Genomic DNA, 19,254 nt, shown 5'->3' on the forward strand with positions numbered 1-19,254 from the left:
TAGTCGAACGCGCGGTGACGGCTCGTTCGAGTGATGCCGTGTGCCGTCCGGGCACCCGGCGAGAGGGCATAAGGTTTGAACATGCGTAGAGCCAAGATTGTGTGCACATTGGGACCGGCAACCGAGTCCCCTGAGATGGTCCAGGCGTTGGTGGACGCCGGCATGGACGTCGCCCGGATCAACCGCAGCCACGGTGACGTGGAGGCGCACGAGGCGGTGTATCGCCACGTCCGTGCCGCCGCGGAGGCGTCCGGGCGCGCCGTCGCCGTCCTGGTGGACCTGCAGGGGCCGAAGATCCGCCTCGGACGGTTCGTGGAGGGCAAGCACTACCTCGCCGAGGGCGACGTGTTCACGATCACAACCGACGACGTGCCCGGGACCAAGGAGCTCGTCTCGACGACGTTCAAGGGGCTGCCCAAGGACGTCAAACCAGGTGACGCCATCCTCATCGACGACGGCCGGGTGACCGTCCGCGTGACCGACGTCACCGCGACCCACGTGACCACCCGGGTCGAGGTGGCCGGTCCCGTGTCCAACAACAAGGGCCTGAACCTGCCCGGCGTTGCGGTCGACGTGCCGGCGCTCTCGGAGAAGGACGCCGAGGACCTGCGCTGGGCACTGAACCTGGGCGCCGACTTCATCGCGCTCTCGTTCGTGCGGTCCGCCAAGGACTACGACGATGTCGCGGCGATCATGGACGAGGAGGGTCGCACCGTCCCGGTCATCGCGAAGATCGAGAAGCCGCAGGCCGTCGAGAACCTGGCCGAGATCGTCGACGCGTTCGACGGCATCATGGTCGCCCGCGGCGACCTCGGTGTGGAACTCCCGCTGGAGCAGGTGCCGCTCGTGCAGAAGCGGGCCACCGAGATGGGCCTGCGCAACGCCAAGCCGGTCATCGTGGCCACCCAGGTGCTCGAGTCCATGATCAGTTCGCCGCGGCCCACCCGCGCCGAGGCCTCGGACTGCGCGAACGCGGTGCTCGATGGCGCGGACGCGGTGATGCTCTCCGGTGAGACCTCCGTCGGTGAGTACCCGATCGAGTGTGTGCGGACCATGGCCCGCATCATCGAGAGCACCGAGGAACACGGCCTGGAGCGCATCGCGAAGCTGCGGGCCACGCCGCACACCCGTGGGGGCGTGCTGACCAAGGCGGCCGCGCAGATCGGCGAGACGCTCGGCGTGAAGTACCTGGCCTGCTTCACCCAGTCCGGCGACTCCGCGCGCCGGATGTCCCGGCTTCGCTCGGCGACGCCGCTGCTGGCCTTCACGCCGGTCGAGGCAACCCGAAACCAGCTGGCGATGACCTGGGGCACCCAGACCTTCATCGTGCCGAAGGTGCAGCACACCGACGACATGATCGACCAGGTGGACGTGGTGCTGCGGAACTCCGGCCATGCCGAGGACGGCGACACCATCGTGGTGGTCGCCGGCATGCCGCCGGGCCAGCCCGGCACCACCAACTCGATCCGCGTGCACACCGTGGGCGAGGAGCAGAGCGTCGGCTGATCCCGCTCGGCCGGGGAACCGGCTGAACGCCCCACCGACGGCGCAGGGCAGGACTGACCCGCCCTGCGCCGTCGGGCGAACGGCTGGACCCGTGCGACGATGACGACCATGCACAAGCCCCGCGCCCGCCTGGGCGCCTCGGTGCTCGCGCTCGGCGTGCTGCTCACGCTGGTGGGCTGCGCCGGGTCGGCACCCGGCCCGGCGGGGGAGGAGACCACGCCCGGCGGGCCGGTCTCCGGTGGCGCGACCGGCCCGGCCACCGTGCCGCCCGGTCTGCTCGAGTGCGACGACGCCAGCAAGGACGCCGGCGCCGAGCCGGCGCCGCAGGACCTGCATCGGCTCGACTACGGCGTCCCGGATGGCTTCGCCGAGAGCGGCGGCTACACGCAGATCTCCTCCCCGGAGGGTGACTACACGGCCGACTACCTGGTGCCGACCACCTCGGGCGTCGGCAACCTCAACGTCCTCGCGGTGGTCTACTACGCCGAGCTCGCGCTGGGACCGGTAGCCGGCGACTGCGGGCAGCTCGATCGCAAACTGGTGCTCGCGCGGCTCGACGTCGTGAACGCCGAGGCCGGCGCCGACCTCCTCGGGGACTACGCCTGGGTGGAGGTCGGCGGACTGCCGGCCGTCCGGTACGACGCGTGGTACCCCAGCCATGGGTTCACGGTCCGAACCTACGCCGTCTACGGGGCGACCGAGCTCGTCACTTTCGGCTGCCAGTGGGTGGAGGCGGAGTCGGTCGTCACCGCGGGGTGCGACGAGCTGATCGCGTCCGCGTCCTTCTGAGCGATCCTCGCAGGCAGTCTGCCCGGGCCGTCCTGGCGAGGAACGTCCCGCAGCCTTGGGCAGTGCTGCCCGCCCGCGCCTGCGGGGACTCCCACCAGTGTGTGCTAGACAAGCCCATGTGATGCGCAGTGGATGGCGCGTGGCGCTCGTGGCCACGCTCGCGACGGTGGCGCTGGCCGCCTGCGGACCGGGGGATGAGGAGCCCACGGCGGACGATCCGAGCACCCCGGCCGACGCGAGCGGCAGCGACGCGACCGACCCACCCTCGGCGCCCGGCGGGTTCCTCGAGTGCGGCGATCCGGATGCGGACAAGGTGGTCGAGCTCGCCACCGTCGACCTCACCACGGCCACCTGGTCGATACCGACGGGGTTCCAGGAGACCTTCATCTACCACGAGGAGAACCCGGTCGACGAGGTGTTCTCGACCTGGACCGCGGAGCCGACGGCGGACGTCGACATCCTCAACATCGTGAACGTGGTCATCTACGACGGCGTCGACTGGGGCGAGGAGGCCGGGGAGTGCGGCACCGTCCCCGTCGACGTGATCACCGCCCAGCAGGCCGGCTACACGGAGGAGATCGGTGCCGTGCCGATCACCGAGGCCGAGGTGACCACCGTCGCCGGGTACCCCGCCGTCGAGCAGTACATCGACCTGCCCGACTACGACTACCACGGCTACTGGCTGTTCTCCGAGGACCAACTGCTGCACGCCTACTGCCAGTGGACCAACGAGCAGGAACTGGTCGAGGCGGCCTGCGCCGAACTGATCCCGTCGATCGAGGTCGAGCAGTGAGCATCGGCCCGGCGCCGGCGCGGTACCGGGCGCTCGCCGTCGGCCTGAGCGCGGGGCTGCTGACCGTCCTCGCCGCCTGCACGCCGGGCGGGCCGCAGGCACCCACCGGGCCCGGGGCCGAGACGACCACGTCCCCGGCCGGCACGGAGGAATCCGGCGGCGAGACGCCGTCGGGCGCCGGCGGACTGCTGGAGTGCGGCCAGGAGGTCAAGGACTCCCTCGGCGACGTGGACCTGGAGAGCGTCACCTGGAGCACACCGGCGGACTTCTACGAGAGCGACGACTTCGTCTCCGTCAACGACTACGAGGAGCAGAACGTCGAGCTCTGGGTGGCCTCCTACGAGGGTCCCGAGGCCACGGCCGCGTCGGCGATCGCGGTGACGTTCTACCCGGAGGTCGCCTGGGGCGACCTGGTTGTCGGCGGCTGCGCCCAGATCCCGATCGAGGCCGCGTTGGCCCGGGTCGCCGAGTACTGGGAGGTTCCGGGCACCACCGATGTGCCGGTCGGTGAGTCCGAGATCGTGCGGATCGGTGGGCAGCCCGCAATCGCACACGACTTCACGTTCGAAGGCACCCAGGCGCACGGCTGGTGGCTCTACTCGAACACCCAGCTGCTGCATCTGCAGTGCCAGTGGGTCTCCGAGGCCGAACGGCCGGGCCTCGAGGCCGGCTGCGACCAGTTCCTCGAGTCGGTGGTGATCCCGTGACGGCCCGACTCATGCGGCGGCTGGGAGTGCTGCTTGCCGGCGCGATCCTGCTCGCGGGATGCGCCACGCCCGCCGACGACCCGGGAGACCCGGGCGGCGCGGGCCGCCCCACCGGCGGCGGCCCGATGAACGGAACACCCACCGCCCAGCCGAGCGTGCCCGCCGGGTTCCTCGAGTGCCCCGATGTGGCAAGCGACAAGGATCTCCAGCTGGCCGACGTGGACCTGACCACGGCCACCTGGGCCACCCCCATCGGGTGGGCGGAGGCCAGCGGCTACATCGAGGACAACCCGCTGGAGGAGATCCTGGCGAACTGGGTCGGAGAGCCGGTCGACGATCCGCTGCCCCGCCTGAACGTCGGCGCGGTGGTGATCTACGGCGGGCTCGACTGGACCGACCTGGCCGACGAGTGCGGCCGGGTCCCGATCACCGCGATCGAGGCCCAGCTCGACCGGTACCGCGAACAGATCGGGGCCGAGCCGCTCAGTGACGTCGAGCGGATCACCATCGCCGGACTGCCGGCCCTGCACCAGGACATCCGGCTCCCGTCCTACGACTACACGGGCTACTGGGTGTTCTCCGAGAACCAGTTGCTGCACGCCTACTGCCAGTGGACGGCGGAGGAGTACCGGGGCCCGATCGAGGACGGTTGCCTGCAGATCGTCGAGTCGCTGACGGTCGGCTGATGGTCGGCCCGATGCGGCCTGCGCGGCGGGCACGGCGCTCCAACCGGGTGATGGCGGTGGCCGCGGTGGCCTTGACGGTCGCCCTCGTGGCTGGGTGCGACCCGGCGAGCCCGGCGCCCGGACCCGGCGGAGCGTCCGGCGCGGGCGACGGCACCGCGACACCGACGGAGCTGCGGACCGTGCCGCCGGGCTTCCTCGAGTGCAGCGACGACCCCGACCCGAAGGAGTTGCAGCTCGCCGACGTGGACCTGGCCACGGCCACCTGGTCCACCCCGCCGGACTTCGAGGTCGTCACGTCCTACCACGAGGACAACCCGGTCGAGACGATCGAGAGCACCTGGTATGCGGAACCGACGAGTCCGCCGCTGCCCACGCTGAACGTGCTGAACGTGCTGAACGTGGTGCTCTACTCCGGCCTCGACTGGGGCGACGTGGCCGACGACTGTGGCCGGGTACCGCTGTCCGCGATCGAGACCCGGCTCGCCGACTACCGCGAGCAGATCGACGCCGAGCCGCTCACCGACGCCAGCATGACGACGGTCGCCGGGCTACCCGCGCTCGAGCAGGACATCGGGCTGGCCTCCTACGACTACCACGGCTACTGGCTGTTCGCGGAGACCCAACTGCTGCACGTCTACTGCCAGTGGACCTCCGGCAACCGAGACGTGATCGAGGCGGGCTGCGGACCCCTGGTGGACAGCGTCCAGGTGGGCTGACACCCGCGCGCGACACCCTGCGAGGACTAGCATGCGGTGCGAGCGGACCGCCTGCCGCCGGCGTCCCGCCGGTGCACGAGCACCGCAGAGAGCAGGTCCGCCGGATGATCCGCATGCTGATCCGACTCGCATTCTTCCTCGGCGCGGCCGCCGTGGGGCTCGCCGTCGCCGCGCTGGTGATCGACGATCTGAGCATCACCCCCGTCTCCTTCATCGCCGTGGTCGTGGTCTTTGCGGTGATCCAGTCCGTGCTCTCGCCGTTCATCTCGACCGTCGCGAACAACACCGCACCAGTGCTGATCGGTGCCGCCGGGCTCGTCAGCACGTTCGCTGGGCTACTGGTCAGCTCGCTGGTCTTCGGTGACAACTTCCAGATCACCGGCGGCGTGGGCTCGTGGATCATCACATCCGTGGTGGTCTGGCTCGTGACGATGATCGCGACCGTGCTGCTGCCGGTGATCTTCGTCAAGCGCAAGGTGGCGGATGCCCGCGCCGACGGTGGCGGCTCGGGCAAGAACACCAGGAAGAAGTAGCTCAGACGTCTCCACGCCGTCGGAGCCAGCCCAGGGCGGGGCCTCCGTACGCCGGCGGCAGGTAGAACGTGGCGAGCCGGAACACGATGGCCGTGGACAACGCCGTCGCCTCCTCGACGCCGGCGGCGACCAGCGCGCCGGTGAGCGCCGCCTCGGCCACCCCGATACCGCCCGGCACAGGCATCAAGCCGGCGAACAGCGCAACCACACACTGGATCAGGATGAGCTCGGTGAGCGGAAGTTCCTGCCCGAACGCCCGCAGGGACAGCGACAGCACCACGGCCAGGAACGTCTGGGCGATGACGTTGCCGACGAGCATCAGGGCCAGGTTCTTCGGCGAGCGGAGCACCTGCAGACCCTCGTGGGTTTCCGCGAGCCGGGCGGGGAGGAAGCGGCGCACGGGCGGGATCGCCCACGCGATCGCGATCGCCGCGACCAGCCCGAGCGCGATCAGCGCCAGCGGGATGTCGATCTCCACACCGCCCGACGGCAGAGTCAGCGAGACCAGACCGGTCGCCGCCAACACCACCAGCATGATCGCCTGGGTCACGATGCCGCTGGCACCGTCGATCGCGCCCACGGTCACCGCGGTGGTCGATGGCAGACCGGCGCGCTGGAAGAAGCGCACGATGAGTGCGACGCGGGCGGCGACGCTCGGCACCACCAGGCCCATGAACTGGATGGCGTACTGGAGTGCGAGCACGGGCAGGAACCGCAACGGGCGTGGTGACGCGCCGATGGTCGACATCGCCGAACCGACCTGCACCAGCGGGGTCACCAGGATCGCCGCGATCACCCAGCCGGGAGTGGCCGCACTGAGCTCGGCGATGAGGTTGTCCAGCCCGATGCCGCTGATCGCGCCGACGATGACGTAGGCGAGCAGGACCACCACGACGACGGTCAGGACCTTGCCGAGGCTGAGCCGGCGCAACTGGGCGAGCTTCGGCGGCTCCACACCGGCGGCCTGGCCGGCCATGGTGCGCAACGCACCGAGGTCCAGCCCCTGATCGCGGACCTGCTTCCGGGTGGTGCGGTCCAGCAGCCCCGGTTGCACCAGCGGCAGCACCTCGCCGAACTGCTCGCCGCTCAGCGCGGCCGATGCCGCCGCCACGGCCCGCTCGGGCCCGAGCACCATGGCCGTCGCGATCAGGAGGCCGGCGTTGTCCGCCGCCCGGAGGAACGGCGTCGGGCTGATCCGGGCCTGGCTCAGGTCGGCGAGGGCTGCACTGCCGTCGGAGCGCACCATCAGCGCGGATGGCCGGAGCGAGCCGTGCGACAGCCCGATCTTGTGCAGGCGGGCCACGGCGGCCCAGTAGTGCGCCGCCAAGGCATCGGCGTCGCCGTCCGTCCCGTCGCCCGGGAACGTGTACGGACGGGCGTCGGCCCTGATCGCGAGGAGGGCGTCGCGGTCGCCCGCGAGCCCTGCGGCGACGATCGGCAGCACCGGCACGCCGGACCGCTCGGCAAGCAGGGTCGCGAAGGCCTCGTGCTGCACCTGGCCGAGCCGGGACACCCGTGCGGACGGTTCGCGGTCGCGGTACCAGAGCGAGGTGCCCACGGCCGTCATGAACTGGCTGTCCCAGGCGTCCCGGCCGTAGACGCGCACCAGCAGCGCCGTGCCGTCGGCGGAGACCCCGGCCACGAGGAGCTGCCCTCGCTCGTTCATGGCCAGGTACCGGAGGTCGTGGGCATCGACGCCGATCTCCCTGAGCGCCTGCCCGACCTGGGCGAGCGTGAGCCTGCCGCCGGGTGATCCGGCGATCAGGTGGACGACGGCCGCTGCGACCCAGCCGATGGCCACGCCCGTGAGGCTGCCCCAGGGACCCGTGATGCCGGTGGCGACGGCAGCGATGGCGCCCGCGACCACCAGGGCGCGGCCGATCCGGCGGACAGGCGCGACCACCTGCGGTGCCGTGACGGTGACGACGGCGGTCGTCACGGCGAGCACCAGACCGGGGTAGGTGGCGCCGTCGCCGGCCCACGGCACGAGCGCGTCGGTCACGTCTGCCGCGGAACCGACCGTCAGTCCCACCACGACCGCACCCAGAGCCGCCGCGATGGCCGCCCCGACCTGGTCGCGGACGACGTGCCAGCGACCGCGTGCGATCGCGACCGTGATGAGCAGCGCCGCCCACATCATCAGCACGGTGAGCAGGGCCTGCCAGACCCACGACCCGAACCAGCCGGCCTCGCCAAGGGACTCGAGCAGCCGGACGTCCGTGCTGGCGGGGCGCGCGAACGCCAGGACCAGGAGCAGGATCAGGACGGAGACGCCCAGGAGCACGGCGTCCGACGGGCGGCGGTCCCGCGGCGCCCGGGGCGCACCCGCGAACCACCGACCCGCCCGGCCGGACCGGTTCGCCTCCTTGGGCCCCGCGATGCCCGCTCCCGCATCAGGGAGCGGCTCAGCGTGCGGGTCATTCACTGCCGCGCGGTGCTCGGTGGCCATCTGTTACCCATCTGTGCTTCGGGTGGTCCGCACATCGTGGCAGGGCCCTGTTCTCAGGGCCACCACCCAGTTCGGGTGGTCGAGCACGACCCGCCGGATCGGCGCCCGATCAGCCCAGCCAGAGCACGTCGAGCGAACCGACGGCAGGCCGGAGAACCAGCACCACGACCAGGGCCGCGACAGCGATCGCGGCCCAACGCCAGCGGGTTCCATGGGTGCTCGCGATGGCCAGGCCCACGGATACCGGCACGGCGATCAAGAGAGCCGCCAGGAGCATGGCGAGGAACAAGGTCCCGGCACCCCAGGCCGCGGCGGCGGCGAGCGCAGGCAGGATCGAGATCCCGGTGACGAGCGCTCCACCACCACCCACCGCGAGGCCGGCCAGCGACCGGACCCGGTCGCTCCGCGCCGGCTCAGCCACGGGTCAGCTCGCTGATGATGATGCGAGTCGCCTCGGCGACGACCTCGTTGTCGTTGACCGCGGCCGAGTCGTCGGTGCGAGTCAGGATCACCAGCGTGATCGGGTCGGAACCGGCGCCCCAGAGCACGCCCGCGTCGTTGACCACGCCGTACCTGCCGGCACCCGTCTTGTCCGCCAGTTCGACGTCACCGTCCAGGCCCGCCCTGATCCGTGCGTCGGAGGTCGTGTTGCGCAGCATCCACGCCCGCAATCGTGCGCCCGACAGGGCGCCGGCCCGGTCCTCCAGCAGCAGCGCCCGGTACAGCAGCGCGATGTCCGAGGGGGTCGAGGTGTCCCGCACGTCGCCCGGGGCCGCCTCGTTGAGCTCCGGCTCCCAACGGTCCAACCTGGTGCTCGCCGCGCCGAGGTCCGCAGCGAAGGTGGTGATCGCATCCGGACCGCCGAGCTGGGCCAACAGCAGGTTCCCTGCCGTGTTGTCGCTGAACCGGAGCGCCGCATCGGCGAGAGTCGTCGGGCTCATCGCCCAGGTGGTGCTCGCCGAGGTGACCGGTGAGTCCTCGACGAGGTCCGCCGGTCCGAACGGGATCGGCTCGGCCCAGTAGGCGTCGTCGTAGGCCCGCTCGCGCAGCAGCGCGGCCACGGCCAGCACCTTGAACAGGGAACACATCGGGAACGCCTCCTCGGCCCGGTGATCCACGCGAGCGTCCGCGGTGATCCCGACGGCACCGATCCGGACGCCGGTGTCCTCCTCGAGCCTGACGAGCGCGTCGGAACCCGGGCCGGTCGGGTCCGTACGTGCGGGCTCGGGACCGGCGCATGCCGTCAGAGCAGCGCTGCCGAACAGGCCGGCGGCAGCGGTGGCCGAACCCCAACGGAGCAGGGCGCGGCGGCTTGGTGCGGTGAGGTCGGTATCGGCGGTCATGGCAGAGAGCATCCGCGCCGAGCGGTCATGCGGTCCAAGCACCGAAGATCACCATTGATGCTAATTTCGCATCCATGGCCGCTCGGATGGATCTCGTGTCCGCGTGTGAGGTGTTCGTCAGCGTCGCGGAGCGGAGCAGCTTCACGACGGGCGCCGCGGTGGCCGGCGTGACCCAGTCGGTGGCGAGCCGGAAGGTCGCCGCCCTCGAGGTCGAGCTCGGCGGTCGCCTCTTCGAACGGACGTCGCGACGCGTGGAGCTGACTCGGCTCGGCCGGGAGGTGCTGCCGGCGGCCGAGCGGCTGGTCCGCAGCGCCGGTGAGCTCAGGGTGGACGCCAGGCGTTCGCGTCGCCGTCCGATCACCCTCGGCGTACCGAACGGACTCCCGCCCGCGGAGCTGGCGCACCTGGTCGCGACCGCGCGACGTGCGGACCTGCTCCTGGAGGTGCGGACCGCGGACCCGCCCGAGCGTGCGGACGCGCTCCGCTCGGGTGTGCTGGACCTGGGTCTGGAGCCCGTTGCCGCGGACCAGGCCCGGTGGTGCGTCCCGCTCGGCGCCGGCCGCTCAAACGGCCGCGGCCGGGACCCTGCTGGGGACATCACCTTCTACCTGGCGTCGATCCGGAGCGGGCGCGGCACCCGGCCGGCGGACGCCCGCCGCATCTGGATCCAGCCGGACGACGCCGTGCCGCACGTGCGCGACCGACTGGTGTTCGCCGCGCATTCGGCCGGACTGGCCCCGGCGCAGGTCCGGGTGGCGACCGACATGGTCGGCGCGGTGGCCGAGGTGTGGTCACGGGACGATCTGGTCCTGTGTTCGGAGGCGGACGCCGAGCAGTATGGCCTCGGTTGGGCACCGATGGGGGATGCCCGCCTGGTCCGTGGCTACGACGTGTCAGGTCGGGACGCCGACCTGGTCCGTCGCTTCCTCGGTGTGGCCATCACCGATGTCGCGGGCGCGCTCGGCGCCGAGCTGTCCGGCCGGGTCGAGGCACCGCAGTGAGGCGCACCGCGGACGTGCTGGCCAACGCGGCGAGCGCACTCGAGGAGGCCGGGCTGCGCGGCTCCTTCCTGGTTCGCGACCTCGACACCGGCCGGGAGCTGGGCATCGAGGCCGACCTCCTGTTCCCGCTCGCCTCGCTCGTCAAGGTGCCGCTGGCCCTGGACGTCGTCGAGCGCGCCGGCTCCGGCGAGCTCGACCTCGCCGAACAGGTCCTCATCGACGCCACGGTTCGCGTGCCCGGACCCACCGGGCTGTGCCGGTTCACCGAGCCGGCCACCGTCGCGGTCGCCGACCTGCTGTACCTCGCCGTCGCGGTCAGCGACGACACGGCGGCCGAGGCGCTCTTCCGGCTGTGCCCACCGGAGCAGGTGACCCGGCGACTCCGGTCGATGTCGGTCACCGACGTCACCGTGCGGCACACGATCGGAGAGCTGCACCGGTCGCTGGCGTCTCGGCTCGATCCGACCGATGCGCACCTGGCGCAGACGCTCGCGATCGACTCCGGCACCCAGGGCCGGGGCCACGTGATCCCGCAGCTGGACGTCTCGATGGCCAACTCCGGCTCGGCGCGCGCCATGGCGGCCCTCTTCGAACGGATCTGGAGCGGCGCGGACCTGCTGCCCGGCACCGCCGAGCGCCTTCAGGAGCTGCTCGCCGGCAACCTGTTGCGGCACCGGCTCGCTCCGGACCTTGCCACCGACGCCGCTTCCTGGGCGTCGAAGACCGGCACCTTCCTGCACCTCAGGCACGAGGTGGGCGTCGTCACCCACCGCGATGGCGGCAGGTTCGTCGTGGCCGCCCTGACCGAGTCCCGAGTACCCGCCGCCACACAGCCCGTCGCTGAGCAGACGATCGGTTGGGTCGCTCGGATGCTGCATGACGAGGTCCGCGGGTACGCGGAGCCGAGCCGTACGGGGTAGCGTGCGCTCGTGAATGCTGCGCAGGTGGTCGGGTCGATCGCGGACGTGTTCACCTGGACGACCCTGCCGCTGGGCCTGCTCTGCATCCTGATCGCGGCCGTGGCCAAGGCGTGGCTGCGCGGGGAGCCCGAGCCGTCCGCGATCAGCACCCTGCGGCTCGTCGGCGGGTTGCTGGTGGGCGTGGGCCTGCTCTCGATCGTCGTCTCGATCGTGCTGACGTTCGCGGGTGGCTGACCGTCGTGATCGCCCCATCACATCCGGACATGGTCGAGGTAGCGCCCGGCTCCGTGACGCTGCACGACCGGCGCACGTCCACGCGGTGGCGGGTCGAGGTCACCGCACACCTGCTCGCCCGGGCACCCGTCACCCAGGCGCAGTATCGCGCCGTGCTCGGCGCCACCCCGAGCGCCGCGACCGGGGACGACCTCCCGGTCGAGACCGTCTCCTGGCTGGACGCCGTCCGCTTCTGCAACGCGCTCTCGATGCGTGAGCACCTCGAGCCCGCCTACACGATCGACGACGAGGTGACCTCCGCCGTCGGGAGCACCGGCTACCGGCTCCCCACGGAGGCGGAATGGGAGCATGCCTGCCGGGCCGGCACCACCGGCCCGCGCTACGGCGAGCTCGACGAGATCGCCTGGTACGCGGGGAACTCGGGGGAGCGGCCGCACCGGGTCGGCACCCGGGCACCGAACGCGTGGGGGCTGCACGACATGCTCGGTAACGTCTGGGAGTGGTGCTTCGAGCGCTACGACCCGGACGTCTACGGGGACTACCGGGTACTGCGCGGCGGCGGCTGGAGTGACCCGGAGTGGAGCGTGCGGGCGGGCGTGCGCAGACGCAGCCACCCGACCTTCGCCATCGAGGATGTCGGGTTCCGCCTGGCCCGGTCACTGCCCTGAGACGTGGCGTCGCCGTCACCGAACGCGAACGCCCGGAACCACCTCCTCGGCGGTCCCGGGCGCAGCGGCTGTGCCCGATCGGGTCACTGCCAGACGATCGGGGACTCCAGGTAGAGATTGCCCGGGGTCGCGACGAAGGAGTAGTAGCCCTCGCCGTTGTACTCGACAGCGCTCACCGGCTGGTCGGAGTTGGACAGGCCCACGAAGCAGCTGACCGCGGTGTTCGTCTCCTCGTCGAACGGCGGCAGCTCGAGGCCGCAAGCGTCACCCGGGCTGTTGAACGAGAACTGCGTGGTCAGGTACTCGGCGTCGGCGCCGTCCGCGAGCAGGGGGAACAGGTCGGCGCTCGGCGGGTTCTCGTCCGCCGGGACGTCACCGGTCCACTGCTGCTGCGTCACGATCAGGTACGGGATGTAGTCGGCGAACTCGTCCGCGTTGGAGTACTGCTCGAACAGCGACGCGTCCGACTCGATGATCTGCAGGACGCTGATGCCCTGGGTTCCGGTCACCTCCGTGTCGTCGCTGAAGGTCACCGTCCGCTCCACCCACGCGACCTGGCCGAGGGCCAGGGCGGAGCCCGGCGCGGTGACCGCACCCGGCTCACCGAAGTCGATCGCGTCGACGTCGAAGGTGCTCTCGGGCTCCTCGGTGGTCTCCTCCTCGGTGGGCTCGTCGGCCGCCACGTCCTCGACGGTGGGGTCGGTGCCGGCATCCGGCTCGTCCGTGTCGCCGCCGCCGCAGCCGGCCAACAGCAACGCCCCTGCGACGGCTGCTGCCGACGCCGTCCACATACGCCTGGAGTTCATCCCCGGTCTCACTTTCGTCTGTTCGGATCCCCGTCGCCGGATGGCACGGGTGCGGGTGGGCGCACCGGTGCACGGGTCTCATCACAGGCGCGGCGGACCGCGCAGAAGAGCCCCGGGAGCCCACCGCGGCGGACCGCGGGGACTGGGGGCCAACCCCCTGGCTTTCAACCCTAGTAGGCGTCGACCGGCGTGGGCGCCCCGCAGGCGCCGCGACGATGGGGAGAAGTCACCACCCGCACGGCCAGAGGTGCTTCAGACCAGGGTGCTGACGAGGATCGCGACCACGATCGCCACGATCACCGTGTTGAACGCGAAGGACAACAGCCCGTGGCCGGTCACGAGCCGGCGCATGCGTGCGGTCTCGACGGTGACGTCGGTGGTCGCGAACGTGGTGGACACCGAGGTCGCGAAGTACAGGTAGTCGGCGAGACCGTCCGGCTCCTCGCCGGGGAAGCGCAGGCCGGCGTCCCGGGTCTGTGCCCGCGCATAGTGCAACGCGTAGGAGACGAGCACCGTGAACCACGACGTGACCACCGTTGCGACGCCGACGAGGAGGAGGGCCGGATCGGACCGGACCTGGTCGTTGACGCTGAGCAGGAGGGCCGCGGCCAGGGCAACCAGGGCCACCTGGGCGGCCCAGCTCGGGCCGTCGCCCCCGGTCAGCATGGTCCGCGCGCCCGGCACCCGGAGGATGCGGCGCACGGCGCGGGGCTCGGTCGACTCGGCCTCGACGAGGGACCGCCGGAAGCGTTCGCCACGCAGGCCCCGGAACGCCCAGAGAGTCAGCACGCAGTAGATGGCGGCGAAGCAGCTCCACCCGAGCATCCCCGCGCCTATCGCGCTGACCAGACTGTCCTCGACGGGCTCGGCGAAGATGACCGGGCCGAGCACCACGATGAGGACAAGGCCCGGGATCAGGCAGACGACGCTGCGCCGGATGTCCGAGGTGAGCTTCGGGATGGCGGCGGGGTCTCGGGACACCGCATGAGGCTAACGTAGGCGGGTGAGCACCCAGAGCGCGCAGAGCAGCCAGACGAGCACCGAGTGGACCCAGCTCGACGACTACACCCGCCGCCGGATCCTGGCGCACACCCCGGAACTGATGGTGGTGGAGGTGCAGTTCGCGCCCGGTGGGGTCGGGGCTCCGCACACCCACCCGCACGTGCAGGCCACCTACGTGCGCGAGGGCACCTTCGACTTCGTGGTGTCCGGCGAGCCGATCACGATCACCGACGGGGACAGCATCGTGGTGCCGTCGAACGAGTGGCACGGCTGCGAGACCGCCACCGGCGGGACGCTGATCGACGTGTTCACCCCGGCCCGCGAGGACTTCCTGCCCAGCACCTGAGCGTTCGGCTCACCTCCGAGCCCGTTCGGATCAGCGGGTGGCGCGACAGCGGCATGCCCTGCGCAACGACAGTTCAGGAGCGGCTCCGCACCAGTTCCGTCAGCTCGGCGACCTGGTCCCGCAGGCCCCGGATCTCGCCCTCCAACGCCCGCGTGGTCGCAGGTTCGGCGGGTGTCTCGTGGTCGGTGGCCGCCGGCTCGTCGGCCCGGATGTGCTGCATGGCGTCGACGATCACGGCGATGAACAGGTTCAGCACCGTGAAGGCGCTCAGCAACACGAACGGCACGAAGAACGCGACGGCCCACGGGTGCACCTCGAGGACGGCCCGGCTGATGACGCTCCAGTTGTCGAGGGTCATGATCTGGAACAGCGTGAACAGCGACCGCGAGAGGTTGCCGAACTCGGTGGGGAAGGAGTCGCCGAAGAGCATCGTGGCCATCACCGCGCTGACGTAGAACAGCAGGATCAGCAGGGCGCCGATCGAGAGGATCCCGGGTACCGCTTTCACCAGCGCCTCGACCACCCGGCGCAGCTGCGGGACCATCGAGACCAGGCGCAGCACCCGCAGCACCCGCAGGGAGCGCAGCACCCCGAACGCACCCGAGCCCGGGATCAGGGCGACCCCGACCACGAGCAGGTCGAAGACGTTCCAGCTGGACCGGAAGAACGAGCCCCGGAAGGCGTACAGCTTCACGGCGAGCTCGACCACGAAGAACGCCAGGCAGATCCGGTCGAGGGTGTGCAGCAGGTCGGCGTACCCGGCCATCACCGCGTCGGAGGTCTCCAGGCCCAGCGTGGCGGCGTTGATCAGGATCAGCACGATCACGAATCGCTGGACCCGGTCGGACTCGACCCATCTGCCGAGCGCGGCGCGGGAGTACCACCGCGGGGGTGGCGGCGAACCGGCGGTGCCGGGCGCGGCCTCCGCGAGGATCTCGGTCGTGGTCATGCGCCTGCTCTCAGTCTGGACAACGGCTGGCGCACGAAGAATGCAGGCACGAGGCCGGGCCAGGCAAGTGGCGCAGGTGGTGACCGCTGCCCACCCGCCCGGCCGGAGGTGCTCAGGCGGGACTCGGCTGCAGCCCCACCCGCCGGGCCACCGAAGCTCCCCATTCGGTGGCCCGCTCGAGCTCGCCGTAGACCACAGGCCCGTCCGTGCCCCCGACATGGAAACTCATCGGGTCAGCGACCAGCGTGCAGCCACGCCGGGTCAGGAGTCTGGCCATCGTTCTGGCGGCGGACCCCGGGATCGGAGGAGCCACGTGGGTGTCGAAGGTCGCGACGGACAGCGACAGCGCCGACCGGGAGTCGATCCAGTCCCGCATCAGGCGCCCGTCGGAGATGACCTGACCGGCTCGCTCGACGGCTTCGTCCCGCGTGCGTGGCCGGCTGAGGCCGAACACGTGGGTCGGCGCACCCACGATCAACAGCTCCACCTGCAGGTCGCGGATCATCGGTGCGTCGCCGACCTCGACCAGCTCGACCGGCAGGCAGGTGGCGACCCCGGTCGCGACAGCCTCGGCCAGACCGGCCGTGTTACCGAACATGCTCTCGTAGACGATGTAGGCAGTCATTGCACTCACCATTCCCTTCTGTCTCCAGTGTGGAACTTCCCGACGGCGTAGGGCCGGGACCTAGGTCACGTTGGGTCGCGCTCCGCTCACGTTCGCGAGGCGAGGACGAGGACGCGCCGCATCGGACCGTCGCCGGCGCACCGTCGCTCGCCTCGACCGAAGCGGGCCGGGCCGGCCCGGAGAGGCGTGGGTCATCTGCCCGGACCCGACGCCTGATAGTAATTTCTACCAATCTGTAGTTAGCAGTAGAAATAACTGTTACATTGGGCGAACGCTCAAGGACGAGGGAGTGGCACGTGACGTACAGCGATGTGGCCGATGCGGAAGATGGCCAGGTGCGATGAAGATCGCATCGATCAGCCGAGCCGACGGCAGTACCCAATGGGGTCTCAGCGACGGGCAGTCATTCCTTGCCCCTGCGAGCGCAGGGGTGGACCTGCCACTGGATCTGGTCAGCGCGATCCAGGTGTCCGATTGGCGCGAGCAGCTCCGGCCTGCACTGCGCCAGCTCCACGACGGCGGTGGGCAGTGGATTCGAGCGGATCAGCTCGCAGCACCGCTGGTACTCGGGCGCAACGTCTTCTGCCTCGGTCCGAACTACTCGGACCACGCGGCCGAGTCGGCGCACAGCCCGGGCGTCCCGGCCGAACCGGTCTACTTCTCCAAGGCGACCACCACGCTCGCTCCACCGGTGCACTCGTTGCCCTTGGACCGGAGCCTGACCACTCGCCTCGACTGGGAGGTCGAGTTGGCCGTCGTCATCGCGGTCGGCGGTCGCAACATCGACGAGGCGACCGCACTCGACCACGTCCTCGGGTACAGCGTCGCGATCGACTTCTCTGCTCGTGATGTGCAGGAAGGTCGGCCGGAGGGCCAGTGGTTCCTCGGCAAGAGCATCGACGGGTACTTCCCGCTCGGTCCATGGATCGTGACGACCGACGAGATTCCCGATCCGCAGGCGCTGAGGATCGAGCTGACCGTGAACGGGGTGGTGAAGCAGCACGCCACCACTGAGGCCATGCTCTTCCCCGTCCGTCGGATCATTGCCGACCTGTCGCGCTACGTGACGCTTCAGCCCGGCGACGTGATCTCGACCGGTACTCCCGGCGGGGTGGGCAACGCGCGAGACCCGCAGGAGCACCTGGCCGAGGGCGACCGGGTCGTGGCAACGATCTCGGGCATCGGCAGCGTCACGACCACGATCGTGCCGACGTCCGGCCGGTCCGCCACGACGCCGGGAGCATCATGACGAACCCGCCGGTACTGCCCGATGCCACGGTGGACCGGAACGACGGCTGCCTCGCCAGGCTCCGGACCTCGGCGTCGCGACTCACCGGTGCGCGGCAGCGGGTCGCCGTCAAGATCTTGGAGAACCCCTGGGCGGCGAGAGGGCTGTCGATCAGCGCCCTGGCCAGCCACGTGGGTGCGTCCGAGAACGCGATCAGCCGGATCACCCAGGCGATCGGCTACAGCGGATATCGCGAGTTCATGCAGGAGCTGGCCCTCGACCTCGGCAAGAACATGGGCTACCAGCACGTGGATCCGGCCGCCGCGATCGAGGACATCGCCGAGGGCACCGCGGGGGTGGTCCGGCAGGTCGTCAAGCTCGAGATCGACGGCATGCAGGATGCGCTCGCCAACCTCGACGACAGTGTGCTCGACGAGGTGGTGCACACCATGGTCCAGGCGCGGACCATTCTGTTACTCGGCACCGGGACGGCGGCCGGCCTGTGCCAGATGCTCGCCTATCGGTTCACGAGCATCGGGATCGCGGCGTCGTGGTCGAGCGATCCCATGGTGATGCTTGCCGAGGCACACCGCACCACCACGGACGATCTTGTCGTTCTCGTGAGTTTCTCCGGGTACTCCCGCGACACCGTGTTCGCCGGTCGGCACGCGCGCGAGCAGGGTGCATCCGTCCTCGCCGTGACCAGCGACCCGCAGAGCGCCGTGGCCCAGATCGCCGACACCGTGTTGAGCATCTTCTCCGCGAGACTGAAGAACGAGGCCGCGCAGTTCAGCGGTCGGGTGGCCGGTCTTGCGCTCCTCGAAGCCATCGCGACCGCGGTCTCGTGGGAACGGGGCGGCACCGAGAACGCGTCCCTGGCGGCGCTCGGTGAGGCGCAGACCAGGTTGAACACACTGCCCGGCGACTGGGAGTCGTCGTGAATGACTCACCTCGCCTGGTCATCCTCGGCGTGGCCCATTGGCACACGGAGCGGCAGGTAGCTGCGTTCGCGCGAGCCGGCGCGCAGTTCGTGGCGGTCCAGGACGACGATCCGCACCGAGGCGAGAGATGGGGGAGAGAACTGGGTTGTCCCGCCCACACGGACGTCTCGGCTGCACTGGACGGCGTGGCGGCGGACCTGGTCCTGGTGCTCTCGCCCAACGACGACGTGCCAGGAGTGGTGCGTCTGTTGCTTGACCGCGGTCTGCCGTTCGCGGTGGAGAAGCCCGCCGGGGTCAGCGCACCGTCGCTCCGCGCCCTGTGTGACGAAGCGGAACGGCTCGGGACCTTCACCGCTGTGGCCTTCGTCAACCGGTACAGCGGGTTCTGGCCGGAGGTCGACCGGCTCCGCGGTCGAGGGACGATCACCGGGCCCGTCGCCGCACGCTTCCGGATCGTCAACGGCACGCCTGCGCGCTACCCCGAGTCCGGCGTTCCGTGGGTGCTGAGCAGACAACGGTTCGGCGGCGGCGCTCTCAGGAACATCGGCGCACACGCAGCGGACTCGGCCGTGCGTCTGCTCGGGCCGCAGATCGACGTCATCGGGGCACGCACCTCCAGCAGCGCGTACGGACTCGACGTCGAGGACTACGCCGTGGCGCTGCTCTCCGGCCGCGACGGATCGACGGTGACGATCGAAGCCGGCTACGTCCACCCGAACCGTGAGGGCACCGATCACGAATGGTCGCTCGCCTGCCCCGGGGCGATGGTGGTCGAGTCCGACTCTGTCCTGCACGTCACCACCGCGCAGTCCGACCGCGACGTCGCGACCCCAGATATGAGTGGTCGGTATGACCAGTTCGCCGCCGAGACCGTAGCCGCGCTGCGCGAGGGCCAACCGTCACGCACACCCCTGCGCACCGCGCTCCGGGCGCTTGACCTCGTCGATCGCATCTACGCCGCATCCACCACCTCGCCATCCCCGACCTGACGCTCTCGGCATGGGGCAGCACC

At 70.7% G+C, this 19,254-nt stretch carries 22 protein-coding genes; 15 read left to right on the plus strand and 7 right to left on the minus strand.

Annotated features, from left to right (window positions below; genetic code table 11):
- Positions 1–81 precede the first annotated feature (81 nt).
- From pyk to KCQ71_RS00710, 7 genes are all read left to right on the plus strand, one after another.
- Positions 82–1,506, plus strand: a complete 1,425-nt coding sequence (gene pyk / locus KCQ71_RS00680; RefSeq protein WP_223401712.1) for a pyruvate kinase — start codon at positions 82–84, stop codon at positions 1,504–1,506.
- Positions 1,507–1,614: 108 nt separating this feature from the next.
- Entirely contained in the window at positions 1,615–2,295 is a 681-nt protein-coding gene (locus KCQ71_RS00685) for a hypothetical protein (protein WP_223401714.1), read from the plus strand.
- A gap of 139 nt (positions 2,296–2,434) precedes the next feature.
- Positions 2,435–3,088: a hypothetical protein gene (locus KCQ71_RS00690; RefSeq protein WP_223401716.1), complete on the plus strand. Its 654-nt coding sequence runs from the start codon at positions 2,435–2,437 to the stop codon at positions 3,086–3,088.
- Positions 3,085–3,795 carry a hypothetical protein gene (locus KCQ71_RS00695; RefSeq protein WP_223401718.1) on the plus strand — a complete coding sequence of 237 codons (711 nt, stop codon included), beginning with the start codon at positions 3,085–3,087 and terminating at the stop codon, positions 3,793–3,795. The genes KCQ71_RS00690 and KCQ71_RS00695 overlap by 4 nt, the downstream gene beginning before the upstream one ends.
- Complete coding sequence (locus KCQ71_RS00700; RefSeq protein ID WP_223401720.1) at positions 3,792–4,481, plus strand: hypothetical protein; 690 nt, start codon at positions 3,792–3,794, stop codon at positions 4,479–4,481. Before KCQ71_RS00695 ends, KCQ71_RS00700 begins: the two co-directional genes overlap by 4 nt.
- On the plus strand, positions 4,481–5,197 hold the full coding sequence (locus KCQ71_RS00705; protein WP_223401721.1) for a hypothetical protein: 717 nt from the start codon (positions 4,481–4,483) through the stop codon (positions 5,195–5,197). Before KCQ71_RS00700 ends, KCQ71_RS00705 begins: the two co-directional genes overlap by 1 nt.
- 113 nt (positions 5,198–5,310) lie before the next feature.
- The gene (locus tag KCQ71_RS00710; RefSeq protein WP_223401723.1) at positions 5,311–5,730 is read left to right on the plus strand and encodes a hypothetical protein; all 420 of its coding nucleotides are present in this window, start codon (positions 5,311–5,313) and stop codon (positions 5,728–5,730) included.
- A gap of 1 nt (position 5,731) precedes the next feature.
- On the opposite strand, the gene KCQ71_RS00715 is transcribed toward KCQ71_RS00710, so the two are convergent.
- The 3 genes from KCQ71_RS00715 to bla form a co-directional block, all read right to left on the minus strand.
- On the minus strand, positions 5,732–8,179 hold the full coding sequence (locus tag KCQ71_RS00715; RefSeq protein WP_223401725.1) for a lysylphosphatidylglycerol synthase transmembrane domain-containing protein: 2,448 nt from the start codon (positions 8,177–8,179) through the stop codon (positions 5,732–5,734).
- Positions 8,180–8,288: 109 nt separating this feature from the next.
- A complete protein-coding gene (locus KCQ71_RS00720) occupies positions 8,289–8,600 on the minus strand; it encodes a hypothetical protein (protein ID WP_223401727.1) in 312 nt (103 codons plus the stop codon).
- A complete protein-coding gene (gene bla / locus KCQ71_RS00725; RefSeq protein WP_223401729.1) occupies positions 8,593–9,522 on the minus strand; it encodes a class A beta-lactamase in 930 nt (309 codons plus the stop codon). Before bla ends, KCQ71_RS00720 begins: the two co-directional genes overlap by 8 nt.
- Positions 9,523–9,596: 74 nt before the next feature.
- Between bla and KCQ71_RS00730 the strand changes: the two genes are divergently transcribed.
- The 4 genes from KCQ71_RS00730 to KCQ71_RS00745 are packed head-to-tail and all read left to right on the plus strand — an operon-like array spanning position 9,597 to position 12,345.
- Positions 9,597–10,523 (plus strand): LysR family transcriptional regulator, encoded by a 927-nt coding sequence (locus tag KCQ71_RS00730; protein WP_223401731.1) that lies wholly within the window; start codon positions 9,597–9,599, stop codon positions 10,521–10,523.
- Complete coding sequence (locus tag KCQ71_RS00735; protein ID WP_223401733.1) at positions 10,520–11,443, plus strand: serine hydrolase; 924 nt, start codon at positions 10,520–10,522, stop codon at positions 11,441–11,443. The genes KCQ71_RS00730 and KCQ71_RS00735 overlap by 4 nt, the downstream gene beginning before the upstream one ends.
- Before the next feature lie 9 nt (positions 11,444–11,452).
- Positions 11,453–11,677, plus strand: a complete 225-nt coding sequence (locus KCQ71_RS00740) for a hypothetical protein (RefSeq protein WP_223401735.1) — start codon at positions 11,453–11,455, stop codon at positions 11,675–11,677.
- Positions 11,678–11,706: 29 nt separating this feature from the next.
- Positions 11,707–12,345 (plus strand): formylglycine-generating enzyme family protein, encoded by a 639-nt coding sequence (locus KCQ71_RS00745; RefSeq protein WP_223401737.1) that lies wholly within the window; start codon positions 11,707–11,709, stop codon positions 12,343–12,345.
- An 83-nt stretch (positions 12,346–12,428) separates the two neighbouring features.
- On the opposite strand, the gene KCQ71_RS00750 is transcribed toward KCQ71_RS00745, so the two are convergent.
- Complete coding sequence (locus KCQ71_RS00750) at positions 12,429–13,151, minus strand: hypothetical protein (protein WP_223401739.1); 723 nt, start codon at positions 13,149–13,151, stop codon at positions 12,429–12,431.
- A 252-nt stretch (positions 13,152–13,403) separates the two neighbouring features.
- Positions 13,404–14,132 (minus strand): DUF1345 domain-containing protein, encoded by a 729-nt coding sequence (locus KCQ71_RS00755; protein ID WP_223401741.1) that lies wholly within the window; start codon positions 14,130–14,132, stop codon positions 13,404–13,406.
- Positions 14,133–14,154: 22 nt separating this feature from the next.
- Here KCQ71_RS00755 and KCQ71_RS00760 point away from each other — a divergent pair, with 22 nt between their 5' ends.
- Positions 14,155–14,499, plus strand: coding sequence for a cupin domain-containing protein (locus KCQ71_RS00760; protein ID WP_223401743.1), 345 nt, complete (start codon positions 14,155–14,157; stop codon positions 14,497–14,499).
- Between the two features lie 73 nt (positions 14,500–14,572).
- Here KCQ71_RS00760 and KCQ71_RS00765 read toward each other — a convergent pair whose 3' ends face one another.
- Positions 14,573–15,448, minus strand: a complete 876-nt coding sequence (locus KCQ71_RS00765) for an ion transporter (RefSeq protein WP_223401745.1) — start codon at positions 15,446–15,448, stop codon at positions 14,573–14,575.
- A gap of 112 nt (positions 15,449–15,560) precedes the next feature.
- Positions 15,561–16,073 carry a flavodoxin family protein gene (locus KCQ71_RS00770; RefSeq protein ID WP_223401747.1) on the minus strand — a complete coding sequence of 171 codons (513 nt, stop codon included), beginning with the start codon at positions 16,071–16,073 and terminating at the stop codon, positions 15,561–15,563.
- A 340-nt stretch (positions 16,074–16,413) separates the two neighbouring features.
- On the opposite strand from KCQ71_RS00770, the gene KCQ71_RS00775 reads away from it, so the two are divergent.
- The 3 genes from KCQ71_RS00775 to KCQ71_RS00785 are packed head-to-tail and all read left to right on the plus strand — an operon-like array spanning position 16,414 to position 19,231.
- Positions 16,414–17,322 (plus strand): fumarylacetoacetate hydrolase family protein, encoded by a 909-nt coding sequence (locus KCQ71_RS00775; protein ID WP_223401749.1) that lies wholly within the window; start codon positions 16,414–16,416, stop codon positions 17,320–17,322.
- Complete coding sequence (locus KCQ71_RS00780) at positions 17,319–18,242, plus strand: MurR/RpiR family transcriptional regulator (protein WP_223401751.1); 924 nt, start codon at positions 17,319–17,321, stop codon at positions 18,240–18,242. Before KCQ71_RS00775 ends, KCQ71_RS00780 begins: the two co-directional genes overlap by 4 nt.
- On the plus strand, positions 18,239–19,231 hold the full coding sequence (locus KCQ71_RS00785) for a Gfo/Idh/MocA family protein (protein WP_223401753.1): 993 nt from the start codon (positions 18,239–18,241) through the stop codon (positions 19,229–19,231). The genes KCQ71_RS00780 and KCQ71_RS00785 overlap by 4 nt, the downstream gene beginning before the upstream one ends.
- The last annotated feature ends 23 nt before the right edge of the window (positions 19,232–19,254 follow it).

The organism is Occultella gossypii (assembly GCF_019947135.1).
In the GTDB taxonomy this organism is placed as follows: Bacteria; Actinomycetota; Actinomycetes; order Actinomycetales; family Beutenbergiaceae; genus Occultella; species Occultella gossypii.

Coding starts and splice junctions, on each gene's coding strand:
- pyk (WP_223401712.1), top strand. CDS start 82: ATGCGTAGAGCCAAGATTGTGTGCACATTGGGACCGGCAACCGAGTCC.
- KCQ71_RS00780 (WP_223401751.1), top strand. CDS start 17,319: ATGACGAACCCGCCGGTACTGCCCGATGCCACGGTGGACCGGAACGAC.
- KCQ71_RS00685 (WP_223401714.1), top strand. CDS start 1,615: ATGCACAAGCCCCGCGCCCGCCTGGGCGCCTCGGTGCTCGCGCTCGGC.
- KCQ71_RS00710 (WP_223401723.1), top strand. CDS start 5,311: ATGCTGATCCGACTCGCATTCTTCCTCGGCGCGGCCGCCGTGGGGCTC.
- KCQ71_RS00730 (WP_223401731.1), top strand. CDS start 9,597: ATGGCCGCTCGGATGGATCTCGTGTCCGCGTGTGAGGTGTTCGTCAGC.
- KCQ71_RS00775 (WP_223401749.1), top strand. CDS start 16,414: ATGAAGATCGCATCGATCAGCCGAGCCGACGGCAGTACCCAATGGGGT.
- KCQ71_RS00765 (WP_223401745.1), bottom strand. CDS start 15,448: ATGACCACGACCGAGATCCTCGCGGAGGCCGCGCCCGGCACCGCCGGT.
- KCQ71_RS00750 (WP_223401739.1), bottom strand. CDS start 13,151: ATGAACTCCAGGCGTATGTGGACGGCGTCGGCAGCAGCCGTCGCAGGG.
- KCQ71_RS00705 (WP_223401721.1), top strand. CDS start 4,481: ATGGTCGGCCCGATGCGGCCTGCGCGGCGGGCACGGCGCTCCAACCGG.
- bla (WP_223401729.1), bottom strand. CDS start 9,522: ATGACCGCCGATACCGACCTCACCGCACCAAGCCGCCGCGCCCTGCTC.
- KCQ71_RS00770 (WP_223401747.1), bottom strand. CDS start 16,073: ATGACTGCCTACATCGTCTACGAGAGCATGTTCGGTAACACGGCCGGT.
- KCQ71_RS00715 (WP_223401725.1), bottom strand. CDS start 8,179: ATGGCCACCGAGCACCGCGCGGCAGTGAATGACCCGCACGCTGAGCCG.
- KCQ71_RS00745 (WP_223401737.1), top strand. CDS start 11,707: ATGGTCGAGGTAGCGCCCGGCTCCGTGACGCTGCACGACCGGCGCACG.